The organism is Streptomyces sp. NPDC058683, from assembly GCF_042716195.1.
In the GTDB taxonomy this organism is placed as follows: domain Bacteria; phylum Actinomycetota; class Actinomycetes; order Streptomycetales; family Streptomycetaceae; genus Streptomyces.
Genome location: NZ_JBHXSK010000043.1, coordinates 25,977 through 47,605 on the forward strand (window position 1 = coordinate 25,977; position 21,629 = coordinate 47,605).

Sequence of the window (21,629 nt, forward strand, 5' to 3'; positions counted from 1 at the left end):
CCCGTTCACGCTGGGTGTGGCCCGGATGCGGGGCGAGGGCATTCCCGCACAGCTGCTGGAAGCGCCGCGCCGCCGCCGAGCTCACAACCCTTGCGGACCACCGCACCGCCCACGGCCTCGTCCAGGGTCACCACCGCGGCCGTCTTCTTGATCACGCCCGGTCCAACGGCAGCGGTCGCAGTCCGGGACACGGGAGCGGGCCGGGTGACCTACGACCACAGGGCCTCGTCGGTGGCGGGTACCTGTTCTGGTGATTTACCGAGACGCGTCGGGTGAAGAGCTTTCCCAGGTCAGGCGGCCGCGAATCTCTACGTTGCCGGAGACCTCATCCGGCAACCGGGCAACGAGTGTGCCCGTCACCTTGCCGCCGGCGGCCATGTTTCCGTACCTGCACTTGGTGGCCGCAGCACCGATTTCACAGCCTGCGCTCGCCTGAGTGACCGTCAGCTTCGGTGTGATCGTGTGGGTCATCACGATGTTGCGGATGCCCGCGTCTCCGCGGTTGGTGACGGTCCAATCCCAGGTGACGGTGTCGCCTTGTTCGGAGATCTCGGGCGCAGAGTAGACGAACTCAACCCCCGATCCGGCTGCAGACGCGGACGCGGGAGGCGCCATGGCGCCGGGCCCGATCAGGGCGATAACGGTGAGTACGAGGGGCCAAATCCTGGATCGCATTGCTGCCTGCTCTCGAGAGGAGGGCGCACCAGCGCCGGCACGTCACGCTCCTAACCGCGCGGGCCCACCTGAAGAAACGCTCTGGCACCTGTCGATGACTTGCCGGGTGATCCAGGGCGTCTTCGCACCTTGCTGCGACTGGTCGAGACAGATGTCATCTGGTCGCTCGATCAGTCAGGCGGGCCTCGCGTGGGCTGCTCGTGGCCGCCGCACGCCCGGGGCTACATCTTGTGCACCTCGACCGAGAAGCCGCGGGCGAGGACGCTGTTGAGGTGTTCGGCGTGTGCGCCGAGCCACTGCTCGGTAGGGATGCCGGGGGCGCTGATTCCGAGGAGTACGTAGTCGTCGGCGTCGGCGGTGCTCTGGCCGCATATGCAGCACAAGAGGCGCTGGAACATGGTGTCTGCGGGGCTTGTGGCGCTGGGCATGAGCGGCAGAGTAACGAGCGTGGGGCCGCTCGGCGTGGGGATTTACACCGGTGTCGCCGCCGTCACGGCTCCTTCGGCGCTTCGCGTTTGACGCCCCCGCAGGCCAGTAGCTGTGTCGCGTCCGCATTGAGGAACAGCGTGGAGGTGACGGACCGGCTTGTGACGCACCCGGTGCGCACCGGCTCGTCGCCGTGCTGCCTGAGGATCTGAATGGATTCGTCGAGGCCGAGCGCCGTGTCTCCGTGCCTTTCGATGCTCCTCAGGCGTATCCGGAAGACGCCGACGTGCTGTGAAGCGGGGACCGGCCCGTCCCAGAAGATGACTTCGCCGCCGGCGGCGATGGCGTCGCGTGCAGCGCTGCAGGCACTCGTCTGGTCGGTGAGCAATGCGGCGATGTCGGGCAGGGGAGGGTGTTCGTCCGCCGACGTCGGTACCGGCACCTGCGTCCACAGCAGCGGCGAGTTGCACGACTTGCCGGCGGGCGGTGGCCTCTCAGTCGGCCATTCGGTTCTTCAGTTGGCTGCTGCGGTGCTCAGCACCTCGTGCGACGCCGGCAGCGAGCGGGGGTCGGTACATTCCGCCAGCGGCAGCCGCGTGACCCGTGGGAGGACCCATTCAGGCTCATGGCACGCGGGTGAAGCCTTCACTGGCGCGGTCACGTTCAGCACAATCGGGGGATCGGTCGGCGGAGCTACGGGGGCATGGTGGCGATCAGGGATGACGTTGGCAGGTGGTGGGCTTCTCCGGCGGCACGCGCCATGGTGTTCGTGCTCCTCGCGGCGTTGGTCTTCCATGGCCTGCTGCTTTTCGGGCGTCTCAACTCTCGCGATGACGCCTTCGTCGACCACGGTTTTCGGTCCTGGGCGGCCATGGCGACCTTTTCGTTCGCCGTCTGGATCGCTCTCCTTGGCCGGGGCATCGCGGCTGTCCGGGCTCTGCCCGCATCGTGGCGGCGAGGGCGAAGGTGGTGGTTGGCGTCGCTCGCGTCGTACGCCGTTCTCATGCTGGCCGCGAGCGCAATGCTCGGCGGGGTCACTCAAGGCAATTCCTTCGACGTGCCGATCAGGCACTTCGCGACCGTGATCGGTTTGCTCACCGCGGTCGGCGCAGCGGCCGCGGCTCCGTGGGTGGTCTCGGTCTGGCTGGCACAGGAGAGGGTGCGCGAGGCGGCGGAGCGGGAGACGCCCTCGGATGGTGCGGCAGATCCTGCGGTCATAGCCGCCGCCGTCGCCGACGTCATGGCCGTGTGGCGGGTCATCGAACGAAGTGGACTCGCACTGTCCCTGATCGTGTCGACGTCCGCGTTCAACACTGGAGCCCTGCGTCTCGGGCTCATCGGTTCGGGGGCGGTCGAGCCGGCCGACTTCCCGCCGGTCTTTGTCCTGGGGTACGGCGCTTTCTTCACCGCCGTCCTGGTGGCGGTTCAGCTCCCTCTCGTCCTTGCCTGGCGAGCGCGGGCGTTCACGCTCGTCGAGCGGGCACTGCCCGCACCCGATTCAGGGCTCCTTGGCGAGGACCTCTTCGCAGCCAGGTCCCGGATGGAAGCGCAGCTCCATGTGGACGCCAGGTTCTTGAGGAACCCAATTGCTGTGCTGAGCGTTGCGTCGCCCTTCGCGACCGCTCTCGTCACCGTACTCGTGCCCAACGGTGCGTGACCGAGGATGCCTCACAGGCGTCCCTACAGCTCCCGCAGCGGCCAACTACGACGCTCAGAATGGCCAACCGGGGCGGGTTGTGACCGCGCTTCCGTGATGACTATGGCTGGAGGAGGATGCGGGCTCTGAGAAGAGTGAACGAGGCTCGGCCGTACATCTGCCTCTCGACTGTTTTGATTCGCCAGGTGGCTGCGGCGGTGTCGGAGCATGTCTGTGAACTCTCGTGCGAGTTCGCAGGCCGAAGCGTTCTCCGGGCAGGCGCCCTGTGCGGTTTCCAGTCGTGCCTTGTCCGAGGGGCTGAGTGTCTCCTGTGGGCGCATGATCCATGAGGTGATGTGGCGAGGGATGGGGGTCGTTGCCCTGGTTGGGATCGCGGTGCCCTTCCGGATGGTCGCCGCGTAGCGGTTCAGGACGTGATATCCGCCGGTGCAGCCGAGGGTGAGCAATTCGCGATAGAGCTGCACCGAATGACGAGAAGGACGTCTGTCAGGCGTCTTGCCTGTTCAGGCGCCCTTTGTGCTGTTCCTGGAAGAAGCCCAGCTTCTTTGGCGAGTAAGACGCCAGAAGATTCTTCGTCTGCTGGTGGTACAGCGGCAACGTAATCGCTGACCTGCGCGCATGGCGGCTATGGGCAACTCGTCGGAGTCGCTGGCCCGGGAATGGTCCGGATCTTGGTTTGCGCGGGGCGGCCGCCTGGCGGTAGGCAACGGTCGGGCTCTGCGGCAACTGCTCGGACTTCCGGCTGGGCAGTGGCACCGTTGGCCAACACTGCCCTGCACGCTGGCTACCGCAGGGCGATGTCCGGTGGCCGCAGGCGGTGGCCAAGCGCTCTGACGGGACGGTCCCACGTGGCACAGGTCGTAACGACCGGCCGAGGGCGTCCAGCCGGCCCAGCGCGCGCACGAAACAGCAGGTCAGCGCCTTCAGGGTCCAGAGGGTCCGCCTGGTTGGTGACAGCTGTGCGATAGCCGGTGACACCCTCCGCCCGGCCGACCTGCCGGTCCCCGAACCCGGCCCGGGACAGGTCCGTGTCCGTGTGGAGGCGTGCGGGCTGAACCCGGTGGGAGAGGTCGCCGAACTCTTCGAGTTCGATGAGGTCGACTCGGCGCTGTACCGAGAGCAGGGCGAAGGGGAAGGTCCCCGTGAAGAAACCCGGGTCGCCGCCCGACGGTCAGGTGGACGACGTGCCCTTCGGCGAATTGGACTCCTCTGCACGCGGACACGAAAGACTGCAGCAACGTGGCCTCCCGATACTCGGTCGGGATCGCGCCCCCGAGCTGCCAAGAGGCCCTGCTGCCAGGCGCCGGCTCGCGCGCGACGGCCCGGTCAGGAACTCTTTTCGACCAGGCCGACCCCGCGATCGACAAGCGGATGGCGTCTCAGAACAGGCCGTTGGAGTGCGGCAGTTCGGCCGGGACGGGAGCGATGACGTCCCAGTGCTCGACTATCTTGCCGTCAACGACACGGAACAGGTCCCAGTAGGCGACCGGCACTCCGAACTCGCCCTCCGACTGCAGGAGCACGAGGTCGCCCTCGGCCACGACCTTGTGGATGTTCTTGTAGACCAGGTTCTTGCCCTGCGCGGCCCACTTGGCCGCGGCGGCGCCGAAGCCGTCCAGGCCGTCGGCCGCCTCCGGGTTGTGCTGGCGGTAGGTCTCGGTGGAGATGTAGGCGGTGAGCACCGAGTAGTCGGCGCCCTTGAGGACCTTCTCCGCGAACTCGGCGACCAGCTCGCGGTTGGCCTCGGTCCGCTCCGGGGCGGCCGGCTCGGCCGGGCCGTCGGTCTGCGAGCGGCCGGAAGCGGTCGCCGTCACGACCGGCGTCAGCGCGTCCCAGTGCTCGGCGAGCCTGCCGTCGGCGTCCACGCGGAACAGGTCGAAGGCGACCAGGGGCTCGGGGCCGAAGCCGTGGTACGTGCCGTGCAGCGCGACCAGGTCGCCGTCGGCGATCACCCGGGCGCCCTCGTAGCGGAAGCCGTCCGGCAGGCCGGCCACCAACTGCCGCAGCGCCTCCGGGCCGTCCGCCGCGAGGCTGCTGTGCTGACGGTAGTCGGCGGCCACCCAGCGGTCCACCGCGCTCGGGTCCTTGTCCCCGAACAGCTCACCGGCCGCCTTGAGGACGATCTCCTTGTTGCTCATGGCACCTCTCCTATCTGCGCTTTCCGGCGACACCTTGCCCGCCGGACTGCATCCACTCTCGCGGCCGGCCCGCGCGGGCACACGGTAGAGTCAGGCATGGCTATGGTCGAAACGGGACAAGCACCGGTGATCGAGCGGGGTTACCGCAACCCGGCCCGGCCGGATCTGCGGATGGAGGCGCTCACCTTCACGGACCTCGCTCGCCGACTGCCGGGCGAGGAGTTCAGGCGTGTGCACCGGCTCGACTTCCATCACCTCACCCTGGTCCACGGAGGCGAGGCGACCGGAATGGTCGACTTCGTCGACGTGCCGCTTCGGCCGGGCACGCTGCTGTACATCCGGCCCGGTCAGGTACAGCGCCTGCCGACGACGTCCGGCAACGCCCCGGCGGACCTGGACGCCACCGTCGTACTGTTCACCCCGGACTTCCCGCCCCGGTCTCCCGCGACCGCCCGCGTGACGGACGACGCGTTCGGCCCGGCCCACTGGCCACTCGGCCCGGCCGACCACGACCGCCTCCGCCGTGCCCTGGCCGACCTCGCCGCCGAGTACACCGACCTCCCCGAGCAGGACCCCGAGATCACGAAGGAACTGCTGCGTCAGCTGCTCGCGGCCCTGCTGCTGCGCATCGCCCGTCTCCCTGCCTCCGACGGCCGCGCACAGGCGGTCACGGAGGAGCCGTACCGTCTTTTCCGGCATGAGCTGGAGCGATCCTTCGCGGTCCTGCGCCAGGCCCACGAATACGCGGCCCGGCTCGGCTATTCCCTCAAGACCCTCAACCGCGCCTGTCAGCGGGCCACCGGTCGCACCGCGAGGCAACTCATCGACGCCCGGGTCATGCTGGAGGCGAAACGTCTGCTCGCCCACACCGACCTGCCCGTCGCCGCCGTCAGCGCCCGGCTCGGCTTCTCCGAACCCACCAACTTCAGCAAGTTCTTCACCCGGGAGACCGGCCTGACCCCGGGCACCTTCCGCGACACCCAGCGCTGACCGGCCGTCACCCCTCCGGCCGCCAGGGCGCGAGCTCGGCACCGGTCACCGCTCTCTCCTCCTCGGCGGCCCCGTCCTTCAGGGGACGAGTGCGTCAAGGAGGCGACCGGCCCCGAAGGGCAGGGACAGCGCGCGATCGCCGAGGTCGGCGGGGACGTCGGGATGATCGGGGTTCACCCGCACGAGCCGGGCCTGCCGGGTGTCGCGTACCAGGTTCTCCATCGGCCGGCGGATCACGCCCGGGGTGTTGAAGCCGGCGCCGATCTCCAGAACGAGCAGTCTGCCGTCCGCGGGCGCCCGGTCGAGCCAGCGGACCAGGTGCTGCCCGGCGGGGAGGTAGGAGTCGTCGACGAATTCGGGGCCGACCCGGACATTGGGGAAGACGGCGGCACCGCAGCGGGGGCACCGCGGCAGCACGGCCGGGTCGGTCACCCGGCCGCTCTCACGGTCGTACACCGCGAGGATCCGGTCGAAGTACGGCTTGCCGGCCCAGGTCTCGCGCGTGCAGGGCACCGTGCACTGGAGTCGGCCGTAGTCGCCCTGGGGGGTGAAGATCCGGTCCGCGGCGAAGCCGTTGCGGACGAAGAGTGCGTCGACGTTCGACGTCATGACCCAGTGGTCGCGGTCACCGACCAGTGCCCGCAGCCGCCGGTAGAGCGGGTTGGGGCCCGGACTGTGGCGGATGTCGTCGATGTGGACGGCCCAGTAGCCCCACATCATGTCCGCGGGCAGCGGGGCGCCCAGCAAGTAACGCGACCGCAGCCCCAGCCGGTACAGCGCCGGCAGCAGCTCCTTGAAACGTTCGGCGTCGCCGTAGTCGAAGCCGGCGGCAGCGCTGAGACCCGCTCCGGCCGCGACCAGGACCCGGTCGGCCTCTCCCAGCCAGGAACGCAGCGTCTCGACCGCCTGCGGTGCGGAGGTGTGGGTGTTGCTCGTGGAACTCACGATGCCTGGGGTCCTTCCGGTTAACCTGATGACTGATGATGGTCAAAAACCGACACACTGCCTCGCGGGAGATCCCCGAGCTTCCCTTCACCGCGCCCGCGGGTACGCCCACGGGTGCCGAGGTCATGTCGCTGGCCGAGCTGCGACATCGCGTGTCGCAGCCCGCCCTCGCCCGGCCCCAGCGTCCCGGCTTCCACCAACTGCTCACCCTCGCCTCGGGCGAACTCCGGCAGACCGTGGACTTCACCGGCTACACCCTCCGGCCGGGTTCCTGGCTGTGGGTCCGCCCCGGACGGGTGCAGCAGTGGGGGGACCTCACGAAGGCGCAGGGCACGCTGATCCTGTTCCAGCAGGACATGCTCGACGCCGCCACCGCGACGGCCGCTCGCGTCGACGACCCGTACGTTCCCGTCGTCAGTACCCCGGTCGCCGACGAAGCGCGGGCACTGGACCTGGCCGCCGACCACCTGAGGCACGAGTTCCAGGCGCTCGGTCACCTGCCGCTGGAAGTGCACATGGCGGCCCTGCGCCACCTGCTGGCGGTTCTGGTGCTGCGTCTGGCCCACCTGACGGTGCCGGCCGACAGCCCCACGCCGGAACCGGACGAGATCTATCTGCGTTTCCGTGACGTCGTCGAGCAGCACTTCACCCGCACCCGCCGCGTGGAGGACTACGCCCGGATGCTCGGCTATTCGGCACGCACGCTGGCCCGGGCCACGCTGAACAGCGTCGGGCTGAGCGCGAAGGAGTTCGTCGACCGCCGCGTCGTACTGGAGGCCAAACGGCTGCTGGCGCACAGCGACCAGACCGCCGCCCGGATCTCCGACCAACTCGGCTTCGTGAATCCCTCCCAGTTCAACAAGTACTTCCTGCACCGGGTCGGCCGGTCCCCGATCGACTTCCGCGACGAGGTCCGAGGGCGCCGGGCCCCTCATGAACCGACGGGCGGTCAGAACGGATAGCGGGCCTGCTGGGTGGCGATGGTCACCCAACGGGTGTTGGAGAAGGCCTCGATGCCCCACCGACCGCCGAACCGGCCGTAACCGGACGCCTTGACGCCACCGAAGGGCGCCTGCGGCTCGTCGGCCACGGACTGGTCGTTGATGTGCACGATCCCGGTGCGGACGCCTCGGGCGACGATCAGGCCGTGTGTCGCGTTCTCGGTGATGATGCCGCAGGTCAGACCGTTGTCGGTGTCGTTCGCGAGCGCTACGGCGGTGTCGTCGTCGGAGAATGTCCCGACCACGCACAACGGGCCGAAGGCCTCCGCGTAGGAGAGCTCGGCGCGCCTGGGCACGTCGGTGAGCACGGTCGCCGGATGCACGGCACCCTCCGGCCGGCCGCCGCCCGTGAGCACGGTGGCGCCCTCCGCGACCGCGTCCCGGACCAGACCGGCTACGCGCTCCGCGGCGGACGCGCTGACCAGCGGGCCCACGACCGTTTCCGGGTGGCCGGGGTCACCGGCCCGGAGCGCGGCGACCTTCGCGGTGAACTTCTCCTTGAACTCCTCGGCGAGCGAGGCGTGCACCAGGACGCGGTCGGCCGACATGCAGATCTGGCCCGAGTTCATGAACACGCTGAAGGTGACGGCGTCGACGGCGTAGTCGACGTCGGCGTCGTCGAGGACGATCACCGCGTTCTTGCCGCCCAGTTCGAGGACAGCCGGTTTCACATGGTCGGCCGCGTGCCTGCCGATGATGCGGCCGACGTGCGTGGAGCCGGTGAAGTTCACGGCACGCACCCGGGGATCCGCGATCAGCGTCTCCGCGATCAGGGCGGCGTCCTCGCGGTCGTTGGTCACGACGTTGAGAACGCCGTCGGGCAGACCCGCCTCGCGGAGCACGTCGGCGATGAGCAGCCCGCAGGCGATGGGCGCGTCCTCGCTCGGCTTGACGACCACCGTGTTGCCCGCGGCCAGGGGACCCGCGACGGCCCGCACCCCGAGGATGACCGGAGCGTTCCACGGCGCGAACGCCGCCACCACGCCGAGTGGTTCGCGTACGGCGAGCCCCAGTACGCCCTCCTCCTGGGCGCTGAGCACCTCACCGCGCGGCGCGGTGACCGCGGCGGCGGCCTCGCGCAGGATGTCGGCCCCCAGGCGCGCGTTGAAGTGCGCCCAGGGACGCGTTCCGCCCGCCTCGCGGGCCATGGTCTCGACGACCTGCCCGGTCCTGGACTCCAGCAGGTCGGCGGCTTTCAGGAAGATCGCCCGGCGGACGAACGGGGCAAGAGCGGCCCACTGTGCGAAAGCCGCGTCGGCGGCGTCCACGGCACGCGTCACGTCCTCCGGGCCGGCCGCGGGAACGGTCGCGTACACCTCGCCCGTGTAGGGGTCGATGTCCGTGCTGGTACGGCCGGAGAGCGCGGGTACGTCCTTGCCGTCGATCAGCATGTCGCGGATGAGGGGCATGGGGAGTGTCCTTCGGTACGGGAGGTACGGGGCAGTCGCGGGCGGCCGGGGAGGCCAAGTCGCGGCCGACAACCCGTCAGGGCGCGGGTCACACGGCTGTGCCGAGTGCTCTTCGGTAGGCCGACTCGTCGTCGGCGTCGAACACGGTGAACACGATCCGGTCGAACCGGTCGGGGTACGCGTCGAGCCAGTCGGCGACGGTGTTCAGGGCGATCCGGGCGGCCTCGTCCTTGGGGTACCCGAAGACCCCGGTGCTCACGGCACAGAAGGCCAGGGTGCGGACGGTCTCCACTTCGGCGGCGAGGTCGAGGCAGGACCGGTAGGAGGAGGCCAGCGCCGCCGCGTCACCGGTACGGGGCCTGCCGTCGGTGATCGGGCCGACGGTGTGCAGGACGTAACGGGCGGGCAGGTGATACCCCCGGGTGATCTTGGCGGTTCCCGTCGGCTCGGGGGCACCCTGCAGACTCATGACGGTCTCGCAGTCGTCCCGCAGCCGAGGTCCTGCGGCGTTGTGGATGGCGTTGTCGATGCAGGGATGCAGCGGTTGGAAGCAGCCGAGCAGGGCGCTGTTCGCGGCATTGACGATCGCGTCCGCGGCGAGCGTGGTGATGTCCCCCCGCCACAGCGTGGTGTGTCGGACGGCCCGGAAGGAGCTTCGGGGCAACTCCTGCTCGATCGTGGGCAGTTGGTGGACCGCGATGGTGGGCCGCCGGTGGCGTTCCGCACCGAGTACGGCGTCGAGCACCTTGGTGGCGTCGTCGGGCAGCGGACCGGGAGGACGGACCGTCAGCAGGGCGCGCAGCAGCCGCCGGGTGGTGGCTGAGTCGGTGGCGCCGAGATCGAGCAGGGAACCGGCGTGCAGGCCGAGCTGGACCACGGCCGGGTCGCCGCTGAGCATGCGCAGCGCGGCACGCACGCGGTCGTCCAGCCGGTCGGCGGGCGCCGGGGCCGCCGACGGACGGAACGGCTCGTCGAGGGCGATCGCCTCGCGGTAGGCGGCCGGCGGAAGCGCCGGGGGCGGGACGCTCCGCTCGGCGAAGCCGTGGGACGGGAACAGCGAGTTGGCCATGGCAGCAGGCTCCGCCGAGATGGTCGTGGAAGGTTCCGGAACGGACATCGCGGAAGTGTTCTGCGGGGAGTCAGGCGAGCCCGATCTGCTGGTTGAAGGTCTGGTTGTCCCAGAAGAGGAACTCCTCGTCCATGACACCGTGCTTGTTCCAGAGCCCGACGGTGACCATGTTGATCGCGAAGCTCTTGCCCGTCGGCTGGACGAAACCGCCCGTCCCGTCCGGCATGGGCCTGGAGAACGTGCCCCTCAGCACTCCGGTGACCGCGGTCAGTTCGCCCTTGGCGATGCGGAGCGGGTGTTCGCTGACACGGGTGTCCGGCGCCCAGACGAACTGCGCCTTCAGATCGGCGAGATGACGCTCGATGCCGTCCGTGTAGTGGCCGTCGGGCCAGTGCACACGGATGTTCCGGGCGTGGCTCTCACCGAGGCGGTCCCACTCCTGGCCGGAGTAGACCTGGAAGTCGAGCTCGTCGAAGGTCTTGAGATTGCGGCACTCGACGGCGGTGAGGTGTGCGGGCCACAGCGACTCCGCCTCCGGGGTCGAGGCCGGGTCGCCGAGCAGGTCCGGGTGGCGTTCGGCCGCGGCCGCCAGGTCCGTACCGCCGGCGACCGCGGTCAGGGTCAGCGCACCGAGCGTGGCCGCACTGGTGTTGCGCAGGAGAGAGCGACGATCCAACATTTTCGGTTCCTTGATCGGGGAAAGGCCGGAGACAAACCTGCCGATGACGACGTCGGCAGCCGGATGCGATGTGTTCAAACTAAGTCGCCACTGCCGGGCCTGTCGGTTCGTATCCTGACTTCTTATGGTCAGAAGGCGACATTCGGTGGGCGGGAAGCAGCCCAGTGCGGCGGAGGCCGGAGCCGTCCCGGGGCGCCGCGCAGCGTCGTCAGCTGGGGATGCGCAGCACCGGCTTCACCACTTTGCCGCGGGCCGCGTCGGCGGCGGCATCGTTGATCCGGTCAGGCGGGTAGAAGCGGATCATCCGGTCGAACGGCAGGCGCCCCGCACGGTAAAGCCCGACCAGGGACGGTACGAAGCCGAGCAGATCGCTGTCGCCCTCGGTGACACCCCGGACGACGCGGCCATTGAGCAGGAAGTTGACGTCGAAGGTGCCGTCGGTGGCGACCGGCGGAGCCCCGACCACGGCCACGGTCCCCCGAACGGCGAGCGAGTCCGTGGCCTGCCGCAGCAGAGCGGGAACGCCACTGCTCTCCAGCGCATGGGTCACGCCCCGGCCCGCCGTGATCTCCGTCAGCCGGGCGGCGACGTCCTCCTCCTTGCCGTTGACCACATCGGTCGCCCCCAACTCACGGGCGAGGTCGAGGCGCGAGGGCACGATGTCCACGGCGATGACGCGGGCGGCCGAGGTCAGCGCGGCTGCCATGACCGCGGACAGACCCACCGCCCCCGCGCCGAAGACGGCCACCGTGTCTCCCGGGCCGGGGCGCAGTTCGTTGAGTACGGCGCCCGCGCCGGTCTGTATTCCGCAGCCGATGGGTGCGAGCAGCGCCAACTCGTCCTCGTCGGCGGCCTCGACCGGTACGACACTGCGCTCGTCGACCACGGCGTGGTGGGCGAACGAGGACTGGCCGAAGAAGCGTCCGCCCAGCGGGGTGCCGTCGACGCCGTGGATCGGCGTACTGCCGTCGGGCCGGGCGCCGGCGAAATTGCGTGCGATGAACGTGTCGCAGTAGCCGGGATGACCGTGCTCGCAGGCACCGCACCGGCCGCAGGAACTGAACGACAGCAGCACCTTGTCACCGGCGCCGACCCGGGTGACGTCGGAGCCGACCGCTTCCACGACACCGGCTCCCTCGTGGCCGAGGACGGCGGGCAGTGGGGTGTGGAGCTTCTCGTCCCGGACGGCGAGGTCGGTATGGCAGATGCCCGCGGCCACGATGCGTACCAGGACCTCGTCCGGCCGGGGGTCCTGCAGCCGGACCTCCTCCCAGCCGAACGTCCCCGTGCCCGGGCGGACCACCGCTGCTCGCGTCTCGGTCATGGTCGTGCCTTCCTGCCTGTCGGTGGGTGAAGCGGGCGGAGCGGCCCTGGCCTTCGGGCGGACGACGGCCGCCTCGCCGAGGGGGCGTGGGATGTGGCACGTGGGTTCGGGACCGGTCGGGTCGCCGGTTTCTCCGGCGGCCGGTCGACCGGGTGAGGATCACGGCGGCGACGTCGCCCTGAGCGACGAACGGCAGTCCCCGCGCCGCGCTCTCAACCTATGAGCCGAGTCATCGAGGAAAGCGGCGCAATCGCGACGAGGCATGGTCAGAATCCGACAGCATGGGCTGACGGGGGCCGCCTGAGCGGCGGATGTCATCGGCGACGGCCACCACGTCGTCGCGGCGCCGAGCCGAAGACGGTCGCACGGCCGAAGGGGTCGCCGAAGGGGCGGACCGCACTTCACGTGGCGTGAGCCGCCCCCGCATACCTGGCCGGGACCGTGGTACGGCCCCGGCGCCCGGTCACTCCCGCCCCTCCTGCATGAGGGCGTCGCGGAGTTGTGCCCTGGCCGTGATGCCGAGTTTGGGGAAGACCTTGTGCAGGTGGTAGCCGACCGTACGGGGGGAGAGGTAGAGGCGGGCCGCGATGTCGCGGTTGGTCAGGCCCTGGGCGGCCAGTTCGGCGATCTGGCGTTCCTGAGGGGTCAGTTCGCCGGCGGGAGCGGTGGCCGTCGCCGCCCCCGCCGCCCGCAGTTCCGCCGCCGTGCGTTCGGTCCAGGGGCGGGCGTCGAGGCGTTGGAAGCACTCCAGTGCCGCGTTGAGGTGCGGGCGGGCCTCGGCGCTGCGCCGGCGCCGGCGCAGCCACTCGCCGAAGTCGAGGTGGGTGAGGGCCTTTTCGAAGGGCCAGCAGTCGGTGGCGGGGTCGGCGAGGGCGGCGCGGAAGTGGTGTTCGGCGTCGCCGGTGCCGGCCAGCAGCGCGGTGGCCCGGTGGAGTACGGCGGCCAGCCTGGGGGAGGGGTCGGGTTTCAGGCCGTGCACCACGGCGTCCACCACCGTGCGCGCGTCGTCCGCCCGCCCGGCGCGGACCGCCGCGGCGGCCAGGTCACCCAGGTAGTAGAGGGAGGCGTGGTAGTGGACGGGGACGGGGCGGAAGTCCCGGGTGAAGGTCGCGCGCAGCTGCTCGTAGGCGTCGGCGTGGTCGCCGGCCACGAACGCGGCCATGCCCACGGCGTGCCGGTGGCGGACCTGAAGGCTCAGGGACCTGCGCAGGTCCACGCCCCGTACGGCCTCCGTCGCCCGCGTCCGCGCCGCCGCGTGGTCGCCGCGCAGCGCGCGCAGCGTGGCCCGCAGGACGCGGGCGCCCACGGTCACGTTGTCGGCGCCTGCCTCCGTCGCCATCCAGAACGCCTCGTCCGCGGCGTCCTCGGCCGCCGTCCACGAGCCGTTCTCGAACAGGGTGAGGGCGAGCGCCTGGGCCACGGTCGCGTTCGTGCCCGCGCTGCCGGCGCGCCGCAGGAGGTCCATGGTCCGGCCGAGGAGGCGTACGGCCTGCTCGGTCTCGTCCAGGATCCAGGCCGTGCCGCCCAGCGCCGTGAGGTTCCCGAGGGATTCCTCCTGTGCCAGGGCGGCCAGTCCGTCCTCCAGGAGCCTCATGAGACGCGGCCGTTCGCGATGGGGGTCGATGACGGCCTGGGCCCAGGCGCAGTCGGCGGGATGGCCGTCCTCGTCGATCAGGGCGCTGATCCGGCGGAGTTCCGTGCGGTAGTAGGACGCCCCGGAGTTGTAGACGGATGTCGCGGCGGTGCTCAGCGCGCCGAGGGCCAGGTCCGGGGCCGAGGCGGCGGCGGATTCGGCGACGCCCAGCAGGAGGGCCAGCGCGTCCTTGTGGCGGAGTGTGACCCCGAGGGCCCAGCCGCCCAGCAGCGAGGCCTCGGCACGCAGCCGGGGATCCTCGGTCAGATCGCCGACCCGGCCGCTCATCTCGCCGACCCACTGCGGGTGACCGGCGAACATGGCCGACTGCGCGGCCGTCAACAGGCGCCGGGCACGCAGCTCCGGTGCCGGGGTCAGCTCGGCCGCGCGTTCCAGCGCGGTCGCGGCGGCCGCGTAACCGCCCCGGCCACGGGCGCGTTCGGCGCTCTCGGCCAGGGCGTCGGCGACCTCCGCGTCCTGACCGGTCGCCGCGGCGGCCAGTTGCCAGGCGCGGCGGTCCGGCTCCTCGGCCAGCGCGGCGGCCAGCGTGAGATGGGCCTGCCGGCGCTCCTGGAAGGAGGCCGCGTGGTAGACGGCCGAGCGGACCAGCGGGTGACGTAGCAGCACTCGGCCGCTCTCCACCCGCACCAGGCCGACGCGCTCGGCCGGGTCCAGCGCCCGGACGACGTCCAGCGCCGGGGCGGCACGGACCAGGTCCGTCAGGTCCGCCGTGCCCGCCGCGGCCACCAGGAGCAGGGCCTCCCGGGTGGGTGCGGGCAGGCCGGGCAGGTCGGCGGCGAACAGGTTCTCCAGGCGCGCGGTGAGCGGCAGGGCGGTACCCCCGGCACCTCCGGAACTGCCGGAGCCCCAGGCACCCGCGGTCCGGCCCCGGGCCAGGGCGCGGGGCAGCTCGATCAGGGCCAGCGGATTGCCGGCCGCCTGCCGGAGGATCTCCGCCCGGGCCTTGCCCCGGGGCGGGTCCGGCTGGGCGTCCAGGAGCCGCCCAGCCGCGGTACGGCTCAGCGGGCCCACGGTCACCTGCGGAAAGTCCCGGTCGAAGCGGGCCGGCACGCTCTCCTCACGGGCGGCCAGCAGCAGCGCCACCGGCCTGCCCTCCAGCCGCCGGGCGAGAAAGGCCAGTACGTCCACCGAGCCGAGGTCCAGCCACTGGGCGTCGTCCACCAGCAGGAGCAGCGGCCCGCGTGCGGCGGCCTCGGCGATGAGCGCGAACACGCTGACGCATAGGGACAGTTGGTCGAGGCGCAGTTCGTACTCCGCCGCCTCCGGCCCGAAGGCGCGGTCCAGGGCCTCCCGTTGCCCTGCGGGCAGACCGTCCCCGGGCAGCAACGGATGCAGAAGCTGGTGCACACCCGACAGCCCGAGGCCCGCCTCGCCCTCGCTGCCGCGCACCCGCAGGATCCCGAGGCCCCGGGCCCGCCCGCGCTCCGCCGTCCAGTCGACGAGCGTGCTCTTGCCCGCTCCCGGCTCCCCGGTCAGCACCAGCACCTGCGGGCCGCCGCCGTCCACCGCTCCGAGCAGACGGTCGAGGCGGGCCAGCTCGGCGGCCCGGCCCAGGATGCCCGGATCGGCGGGACGGTCGGTGTCGGCGTGCATGAACGGTCCTTGTCGTCGAGCCCTTGATGCCGTCATCCTGCCAGCGACGACCGACCCGGCCGGAACGGCGGGCGACTGGTCATCCGACAGAAGCGTTCCCGTGCGGTGTCCGCGATGATGTGCCCTGGCCAGGGAGAACGCCACCGCGGGAGTACATGAATGACGGTCCAGCCACCCCAGCAGTCCACGACCGGCGACGAGGCCACCGTCCTGGGCCGGGACGGCGAGATCGAGCGGATCCTGCGGTGCGTGACGCGCGAGCCCGGCACTCCCCAGACCCTGCTGGTCCTCGGGGAGGAGGGGATCGGGCGTACCGCGGTGCTCGGGCACGTCCGGGAACGGGCCACCGCCGACGGCGTGCTCGTGCTGTCCGCGCAGGGCTGGGCCGAGGACCCGCGGCATGCGCACGCCTGTCTGCACCAGCTGCTGACGTCGGCGGTGCGGGGCGAACCGGCCGCCCTGTCCGCCGCGCACCACCGGGTGCTGACGGCCGTACTGCGAGAGGACGGCGGACCGGACGAGGCGGAGCTGCACGCGGCGGTGACGGCGCTGCTGGACCGGCTCGCCGCGTCCCGGCCGGTGCTGGTGTGCGTGGACGACGCCGACCTGTGCGACCGGGCCTTCCTGGAGGCGCTGTTCGCCGCGGCCCGGCTGCTGGTCGGCCGCGCGGTGACGATGCTGCTCGCCGCCCGCCACGAGGCGGCCCTGCCCAGCCCGCCGCCCGGCACCGAAACCCTGTGCCTGGGCCCGCTGGACGACGTGGCGGCCGCCGCGCTTCTCGACCGGCAGCCGACGACGCCCACCGGCAGGCACCGGCTGGAGATCCTGGCGGCGGCCGAGGGCAACCCGCTGGCCCTGGTCGAACTGGGCCGCGGCGCGCCCGGACCCGCCGGAGCACTGCGGCGCGCGCCCGCGAAGCACGTCTTCGGCGGACGACTCGACGCGCTGCCCGCCGACACGCGCCAGGCCCTGCTGTACGCGGCGGCCGCCGGGCCCGGCGAACCCGTCGCCGCCGTCATGGCGGCCCTGGACACCGGCGACCTGACGGTGTGGGCGCCGGCGGAGGCGGCCGGACTCGTCACGCTGGTCGAGGACCGGTTCGTCTTCCGGCATCCGCTTGCACGGTCGGCCGCGTATCTGGGGCGCCCGGCGGGCGAGCGCCAGGAGGCCCACCGTGACCTCGCCAAGGCCGCCGTGCTGCCCGAGGTCAGGGCCCGGCACCTGGCCGCCACCACCGTGGAGACCAACGCGTTCGTCGCCGCCGCGCTGGAGGCCTCCGCCTGGCGGCGCGGGGACGCGGCACAGGCCGCGTACGCCCTGGAGCAGGCGGCCCGGCTCAGCCCAGGGCGCCCGGAACGTGCCCGCCGGCTGACCGAGGCCCTGACGGCGGCGCACGCGGTGGGTGACCCCGGCTGGGTGCGGGAGCTGTACGCCCGGGTCGTCCGGGAAACCGACGATCCGGAGTTCGTCTGCGCCGCGGCCGGTGCCCTGGCCTCCACGCTCTCCCAGGAGTCCGCCCAGCGCGAGGCCTTCGAGCTGCTGGCCGACGTCTCGGAGCTGTTCCCCGTGGTCGACCGGACCCTCGCGCTCGCGCTCGCGGGCCTGGCGGCGGGCATCGCCTCCCAGTCCGGTCTGCCGGAGCACACGGCGGCCCTGGCCACGCTGCTCGACCGGGCCCGGCAGGCCGAGGGGCCCGAGCGGTGGTGCCCCGACGCGGCCGGACCACTGGTCCGCCTGGACACCCCCCACGCCCGGCGGGCACTGGACGCGCTGGTCACCGCGGTGGCCCGGCCGCAGTCCGCCACCGGCTCGCTGTCCGGCCTCGGCCGGCCGCACGGCGCCTCACCCGTCGACCCGGCCGCGCCGGCCGCCCGGGCGGTCCTGGCCGCGGTGGCCCACCATGCGGACGAGGCGGACGTGGACCTGGGGCAGTCGCGCACGGCCGACGACCGGCTCCGGACCGCCCGCGCCTTCGGTCTGCGCGGCTGGTCGGTCCTCGCCCTCGTGGACACCCTCGTGGCCATCGGGCGTTTCCCGGAGGCCGAGACCGTGATCCAGGACGCCATGACCGAGGCCGCGGTGCTGCGCCTGCCCCGCCTCCAGGCCGATCTGGAGGCACAGGCCCTGACCGTGCGGGCGCTCCGGGGAACCCTGCCGGCGGCACCCCGGCTCACCTCCACCGTCTGGCGCGCCGTCTGCCTGGACGAGAACCGGGCCACCCACGCCCGGTTGCTGCGCGGCCGCGGACTCGCCGCCCTCGCGCAAGGAGACATGGAAGGCGCCTGGCGGCAGCTGCGCGACCTGTTCACCGCCGAAGGCGCGCCCCTGCACCCCTTCCTGTCGGCGCGGAGCATCGCCGAACTCGCGGTCACCGCCCAGCGCACCGGCAGATCGGCCCAGGCCCTGCCGATCCTGGAGCGGGTCCGGGCGGAGCAGGGCGAGCGCCCGAGCACCAGGATGACGCTGCTCCTGCACCATGCCACCGCCATGGTCGGCCCGGACAGCGAGGCCGAGGAACACTTCCAGCTCGCGCTCGTCAACCACGGGGCGAACCGGTGGCCGTGGGAATGCGGCCACGTCCGCCTCAACTACGCCGTCTGGCTGCGCCGTTGCCGCCGTACCCTGGAGGCGCGCCAGCAGCTCACCACGGTCCTGGAGACCGCCGAACGCCTCGGCGCCGGCGCCCTCGCGGCCGCCGCCCACCGCGAACTGCGCGCCAGCGGTGCCGCGCCCGCCCCCGAGGACGACGGCCCGCTGGAGCAGCTGACGGCACAGCAGCGGCAGATCGTCCAGCTCGCCGCACGCGGTCTGTCGAACCGCGAGATCGGCGAGCGGCTCTTCCTCTCGCCGCGCACCGTAGGCTCGCATCTGTACAACGTGTACCCCAAGCTCGGCGTCAGCAGCCGCCATCAGCTTCGTGACCTGGTACAGGGCCGGTGAGGGGGCCGGCGGACCGGCCGGAGGAGGGTTCATGAGGCCCGGACAACCGGGTACGGCCGTGGTCCTCGACCGCGTGGTGCAGCACCTGGTCAGCGCCTCCGCCGCGCCGCCCGCCCTCGACGATCTGGGCCCGGACGCGGCACGGCGGGCGCTGCGGGAGACCCAGGCCGACCGGTTCGAGGACTTCGACGTGGACGCGGTCTTCCGCGTGGCACCGGTCGGCCCGTCGCGGCTGCTCGGCTTCTGGACCGTCCGCCCGGCCGGGGTGCCCGGCCCGCTCCCGACCCTGCTGTACCTGCACGGCGGCCGGTGGGCGCTCGGCGACGCCCAGACCCACGCCCGTCTCATCAGCGAACTCGTCACCGGCGCGGGCGTGTGCGCCGTGGTCCCCGAGTACAGTCGCGCCCCCGAGGCCCGCTACCCGGTGGCCCTGGAGGAGTGCTACGCCCTGCTGGCCTGGGCGGTCTCGCACGCCGGCGAACTCGCGCTGGATCCGGACCGGTTGGCAGTGGCGGGGGACTGCGCCGGGGCCACACTGGCGGCCGCGGTGACGATGCTGGTGAAGAACCGGCAGGGACCGCGGATCGACGCGCAACTGCTCTACTACCCGCTCACCGACGCCCGCTGCGACAGCCCCTCGCAACAGCAGTTCGCCACCGGTTACCTGCTCACGCGCCGGGCGCTGCGCACCTACTGGGAGCGGTACGTCGCCGACCCGGCACGGCGGGCCGAACCCACCGCGGCACCGCTGCGGGCGCGCCCGGAGGAGCTGGCGGGACTGCCGCCGGCCCTGGTCGTCACCGCCGAGGCCGACGTGGCCCGCGACGAGGGCGAGGAGTACGCGCGACGGCTGGCCGAGGCCGGCGTCGAGGCGCTGTCCGTGCGGTTCCTCGGCACGATCCACGACTTCGTGGCGCTGCACGCCCTGGCCGACAGCGCGCCCACCAGGGCGGCGATTCTCACCGGATGCGCCTTTCTGCGTGCCCGTTCGAGGTGACGGGCGCCGGAGAGACCGAGGACCAGTCGGCCGACTGATGCGTCCACCGGCGCCGCCACGACAGGCTGACGGCATGCCAACAGCGATCAACTCCTACGAGGAGGGACGCCGGCGTCCGACCGGCTCGGCAAGAGGGCGAACCAGGGTGCTGACCACGCACTCGGTTCCGCCGGACGAGAGCCTGGAGTACTGGCACGACGCAGTGTTCGACACCCTGGTGGGGATGGACATCGCCGCCGAAGGCCGTACCTACGACGCGACCCTGCGCACCGACCGTCTCGGGGACCTGCAGATCACCACGGTGGAAGCCGATCCCGGCCACGTCCACCGGGCACCGCGCTTCATCGCCCGCGGCGACGGACGCGAGGTCTTCGTGGCCGTGCAGAGCGCCGGCCGGGCCCAGGTCGAACAGGACGGCCGTACCACCGAGTTGCGGACCGGCGACATCGGGTTCTTCGAGACTCTCCGCCCCTTCCGTACCACCTTCCCGGAACGCTTCCGGCTGAAGATCTTCGCGGTCCCGCGCCCGCTGCTGGAACTCCCGGAGGCCGACGTGCGGCGGCTCACCGGCCGCGCGATCCGCCCGAGCGGCGGGCTCCCCGCCCTGCTCGCGCCCTTGTTGGAGCGGCTGGCGGACACCTCCGAGTCGTACACGACACCGACCGCCGAGCGACTGGCCGAGAGCGTCATCGACCTGGTGGCCGCCACGGCGGCGGACCAGCTGGGGGCGGACCCCGCCGAACTGCCGGGCGCCGACGGTGTCCTGCTGCTGCGCGTCAAGACGTACATCCGCTGGCACCTGTCGGACCACGGACTGAACCCGTCCGTCATCGCCGGGGTGCACGGCATCTCGGTCCGCTATCTGCACCGGATGTTCGAGGCCGAGGGCAGCACCGTGTGCCAGTGGATCCGCGAGCAGCGCCTGTGGGAGTGCCGTAAGGAGCTCGCCGCGCGGCCGCCGGGCTCCGTGAGCCTGGGTCAGGTCGCCCGGCGCTGGGGGTTCGCCAGCGCCGCCGGGTTCGGCAAGGCCTTCCGCAACTCCTTCGGGCTGTCGCCGACGGACTGGCTGGACCGGGTGCGGGCGGGCGGGCCGACGTGCTGACGGCGGTGTCCTGCGCCGTCCGGGACCTGGCACCCGGCGACCGCCTCGCCGCCTGGCAGCGCGTCCTCTCGCGGACCTTCGTGGATGTCGAGGTCACCGTGGAGTCCGACCGCCCGTGGACCGGCGAAGTGGCCGCCGAACGTCTCGGCACCCTCCAGATCGCCACCGAGGAGTTCGGCCCCGGAACGATTCTGCGCGGCGCCCGCTCAGTGGCCGCCGACCCGCGCACCCACATCCTGGTACGCCGGCAACTGGAGGGCACCGCCCTGCTGCTCCAGGACGGCCGCACCGCCGAACTCGGCCCCGGCGACCTGGCCTTTTACGACGCCCGGCGCCCGTTCCGGATCGTGCTCCCCGAGCGGCAGCGGGCCCGGGTCCTCATGCTGCCCCGCGCCCTGCTGCGCCTGGAGGAACGGCAACTGCACGCCCTCACGGCCACCGTGGTGGACGGCGCCGACGGGGGAGCCGCGGGCCTGCTGCTGCCCCTGCTCGACGGACTCGTCGACGAGGTCTCCCGTCCCGGCCTGCCCCGACGTGAACAACTGGCCCGTACCGTCGCGGAGATCCTCGCCACCGTGGCCCTCGCACGCATCGGCGGACAGCCCGAGTCGGCCCTGTGGGAGAGGATCACCGCGTCCGTCCGGACCCGGCTCGGCGAACCCGGACTCGCCCCGCAGGACATCGCCGACCAGCACGCCATCTCGCTGCGCTATCTGCACCGGCTCTTCCAGCGCCAGGGCACCACCGTGGGCGCCTGGGTGCGCACCCGCCGTCTGGAGGCGGCCCACGAGGAGCTGGCCGGGCCCGGCGCCGCCCACCGGTCGATCGCCGCGGTGGCCGCCCGCTGGGGCTTCACCAGTGCCTCGCACTTCAGCCGGGCCTTCCGGGAGACATACGGGGTGTCACCGGCACAGTGGCGGCGGTCGGCGGGCGGAGGGAAAGTGAGAGCGCGGGCTGTTCCCTGACGGCCCACACCCGGGACGCTCTGGGACTGATCGCACCTGCCCGCGCCGCCTACCTTTCGGACCAC

17 protein-coding genes are annotated in these 21,629 nt (G+C 72.0%); 7 read left to right on the forward strand and 10 right to left on the reverse strand.

The window, feature by feature from the left end:
- Nucleotides 1-255: 255 nt before the first annotated feature.
- The 3 genes from ACFWXC_RS37645 to ACFWXC_RS37655 form a co-directional block, all read right to left on the reverse strand.
- On the reverse strand, nt 256-675 hold the full coding sequence (locus ACFWXC_RS37645) for a hypothetical protein (RefSeq protein WP_384486007.1): 420 nt from the start codon (nt 673-675) through the stop codon (nt 256-258).
- Between the two features lie 221 nt (nt 676-896).
- On the reverse strand, nt 897-1,103 hold the full coding sequence (locus ACFWXC_RS37650) for a hypothetical protein (protein ID WP_384486009.1): 207 nt from the start codon (nt 1,101-1,103) through the stop codon (nt 897-899).
- 62 nt (nt 1,104-1,165) lie between these two features.
- On the reverse strand, nt 1,166-1,543 hold the full coding sequence (locus ACFWXC_RS37655; protein ID WP_384486011.1) for a hypothetical protein: 378 nt from the start codon (nt 1,541-1,543) through the stop codon (nt 1,166-1,168).
- 261 nt (nt 1,544-1,804) lie between these two features.
- On the opposite strand from ACFWXC_RS37655, the gene ACFWXC_RS37660 reads away from it, so the two are divergent.
- On the forward strand, nt 1,805-2,758 hold the full coding sequence (locus ACFWXC_RS37660; RefSeq protein ID WP_384486013.1) for a hypothetical protein: 954 nt from the start codon (nt 1,805-1,807) through the stop codon (nt 2,756-2,758).
- 1,379 nt (nt 2,759-4,137) lie between these two features.
- Here ACFWXC_RS37660 and ACFWXC_RS37665 read toward each other — a convergent pair.
- Nucleotides 4,138-4,896, reverse strand: coding sequence for a nuclear transport factor 2 family protein (locus ACFWXC_RS37665; protein ID WP_384486015.1), 759 nt, complete (start codon nt 4,894-4,896; stop codon nt 4,138-4,140).
- Between the two features lie 96 nt (nt 4,897-4,992).
- Here ACFWXC_RS37665 and ACFWXC_RS37670 point away from each other — a divergent pair, with 96 nt between their 5' ends.
- A complete protein-coding gene (locus tag ACFWXC_RS37670) occupies nt 4,993-5,886 on the forward strand; it encodes an AraC family transcriptional regulator (RefSeq protein WP_384486017.1) in 894 nt (297 codons plus the stop codon).
- Between the two features lie 78 nt (nt 5,887-5,964).
- On the opposite strand, the gene ACFWXC_RS37675 is transcribed toward ACFWXC_RS37670, so the two are convergent.
- The gene (locus ACFWXC_RS37675; protein WP_384486019.1) at nt 5,965-6,831 is read right to left on the reverse strand and encodes an NAD-dependent protein deacetylase of SIR2 family; all 867 of its coding nucleotides are present in this window, start codon (nt 6,829-6,831) and stop codon (nt 5,965-5,967) included.
- 35 nt (nt 6,832-6,866) lie between these two features.
- Between ACFWXC_RS37675 and ACFWXC_RS37680 the strand changes: the two genes are divergently transcribed.
- Complete coding sequence (locus ACFWXC_RS37680) at nt 6,867-7,793, forward strand: helix-turn-helix domain-containing protein (protein ID WP_384486021.1); 927 nt, start codon at nt 6,867-6,869, stop codon at nt 7,791-7,793.
- On the opposite strand, the gene ACFWXC_RS37685 is transcribed toward ACFWXC_RS37680, so the two are convergent.
- The 5 genes from ACFWXC_RS37685 to ACFWXC_RS37705 all read right to left on the reverse strand — a co-directional run bounded on the left by ACFWXC_RS37685 (nt 7,781) and on the right by ACFWXC_RS37705 (nt 15,560).
- Nucleotides 7,781-9,241, reverse strand: coding sequence for an aldehyde dehydrogenase family protein (locus ACFWXC_RS37685; RefSeq protein ID WP_384486023.1), 1,461 nt, complete (start codon nt 9,239-9,241; stop codon nt 7,781-7,783). The two genes, ACFWXC_RS37680 and ACFWXC_RS37685, sit on opposite strands and share 13 nt — an antisense overlap.
- Before the next feature lie 88 nt (nt 9,242-9,329).
- Nucleotides 9,330-10,358: a protein-ADP-ribose hydrolase gene (locus ACFWXC_RS37690; RefSeq protein ID WP_384486025.1), complete on the reverse strand. Its 1,029-nt coding sequence runs from the start codon at nt 10,356-10,358 to the stop codon at nt 9,330-9,332.
- Nucleotides 10,359-10,380: 22 nt separating this feature from the next.
- On the reverse strand, nt 10,381-10,989 hold the full coding sequence (locus ACFWXC_RS37695) for an ester cyclase (protein ID WP_384486027.1): 609 nt from the start codon (nt 10,987-10,989) through the stop codon (nt 10,381-10,383).
- Between the two features lie 208 nt (nt 10,990-11,197).
- Nucleotides 11,198-12,313, reverse strand: a complete 1,116-nt coding sequence (locus tag ACFWXC_RS37700; RefSeq protein ID WP_384486029.1) for an NAD(P)-dependent alcohol dehydrogenase — start codon at nt 12,311-12,313, stop codon at nt 11,198-11,200.
- Between the two features lie 463 nt (nt 12,314-12,776).
- On the reverse strand, nt 12,777-15,560 hold the full coding sequence (locus tag ACFWXC_RS37705; RefSeq protein WP_384486031.1) for an AAA family ATPase: 2,784 nt from the start codon (nt 15,558-15,560) through the stop codon (nt 12,777-12,779).
- Between the two features lie 159 nt (nt 15,561-15,719).
- On the opposite strand from ACFWXC_RS37705, the gene ACFWXC_RS37710 reads away from it, so the two are divergent.
- The 4 genes from ACFWXC_RS37710 to ACFWXC_RS37725 all read left to right on the forward strand — a co-directional run bounded on the left by ACFWXC_RS37710 (nt 15,720) and on the right by ACFWXC_RS37725 (nt 21,564).
- Nucleotides 15,720-18,500 carry an AAA family ATPase gene (locus tag ACFWXC_RS37710; RefSeq protein ID WP_384486033.1) on the forward strand — a complete coding sequence of 927 codons (2,781 nt, stop codon included), beginning with the start codon at nt 15,720-15,722 and terminating at the stop codon, nt 18,498-18,500.
- Between the two features lie 31 nt (nt 18,501-18,531).
- The gene (locus ACFWXC_RS37715; RefSeq protein ID WP_384486035.1) at nt 18,532-19,497 is read left to right on the forward strand and encodes an alpha/beta hydrolase; all 966 of its coding nucleotides are present in this window, start codon (nt 18,532-18,534) and stop codon (nt 19,495-19,497) included.
- Between the two features lie 73 nt (nt 19,498-19,570).
- A complete protein-coding gene (locus tag ACFWXC_RS37720; RefSeq protein ID WP_384486037.1) occupies nt 19,571-20,599 on the forward strand; it encodes a helix-turn-helix domain-containing protein in 1,029 nt (342 codons plus the stop codon).
- A complete protein-coding gene (locus tag ACFWXC_RS37725) occupies nt 20,593-21,564 on the forward strand; it encodes a helix-turn-helix domain-containing protein (protein ID WP_384486039.1) in 972 nt (323 codons plus the stop codon). The genes ACFWXC_RS37720 and ACFWXC_RS37725 overlap by 7 nt, the downstream gene beginning before the upstream one ends.
- Nucleotides 21,565-21,629 lie beyond the last annotated feature (65 nt).

Coding starts and splice junctions, on each gene's coding strand:
- ACFWXC_RS37645 (WP_384486007.1), bottom strand. CDS start 675: ATGCGATCCAGGATTTGGCCCCTCGTACTCACCGTTATCGCCCTGATC.
- ACFWXC_RS37650 (WP_384486009.1), bottom strand. CDS start 1,103: ATGCCCAGCGCCACAAGCCCCGCAGACACCATGTTCCAGCGCCTCTTG.
- ACFWXC_RS37660 (WP_384486013.1), top strand. CDS start 1,805: ATGGTGGCGATCAGGGATGACGTTGGCAGGTGGTGGGCTTCTCCGGCG.
- ACFWXC_RS37665 (WP_384486015.1), bottom strand. CDS start 4,896: ATGAGCAACAAGGAGATCGTCCTCAAGGCGGCCGGTGAGCTGTTCGGG.
- ACFWXC_RS37670 (WP_384486017.1), top strand. CDS start 4,993: ATGGCTATGGTCGAAACGGGACAAGCACCGGTGATCGAGCGGGGTTAC.
- ACFWXC_RS37680 (WP_384486021.1), top strand. CDS start 6,867: ATGATGGTCAAAAACCGACACACTGCCTCGCGGGAGATCCCCGAGCTT.
- ACFWXC_RS37685 (WP_384486023.1), bottom strand. CDS start 9,241: ATGCCCCTCATCCGCGACATGCTGATCGACGGCAAGGACGTACCCGCG.
- ACFWXC_RS37690 (WP_384486025.1), bottom strand. CDS start 10,358: ATGTCCGTTCCGGAACCTTCCACGACCATCTCGGCGGAGCCTGCTGCC.
- ACFWXC_RS37695 (WP_384486027.1), bottom strand. CDS start 10,989: ATGTTGGATCGTCGCTCTCTCCTGCGCAACACCAGTGCGGCCACGCTC.
- ACFWXC_RS37700 (WP_384486029.1), bottom strand. CDS start 12,313: ATGACCGAGACGCGAGCAGCGGTGGTCCGCCCGGGCACGGGGACGTTC.
- ACFWXC_RS37705 (WP_384486031.1), bottom strand. CDS start 15,560: ATGCACGCCGACACCGACCGTCCCGCCGATCCGGGCATCCTGGGCCGG.
- ACFWXC_RS37710 (WP_384486033.1), top strand. CDS start 15,720: ATGACGGTCCAGCCACCCCAGCAGTCCACGACCGGCGACGAGGCCACC.
- ACFWXC_RS37715 (WP_384486035.1), top strand. CDS start 18,532: ATGAGGCCCGGACAACCGGGTACGGCCGTGGTCCTCGACCGCGTGGTG.
- ACFWXC_RS37720 (WP_384486037.1), top strand. CDS start 19,571: ATGCCAACAGCGATCAACTCCTACGAGGAGGGACGCCGGCGTCCGACC.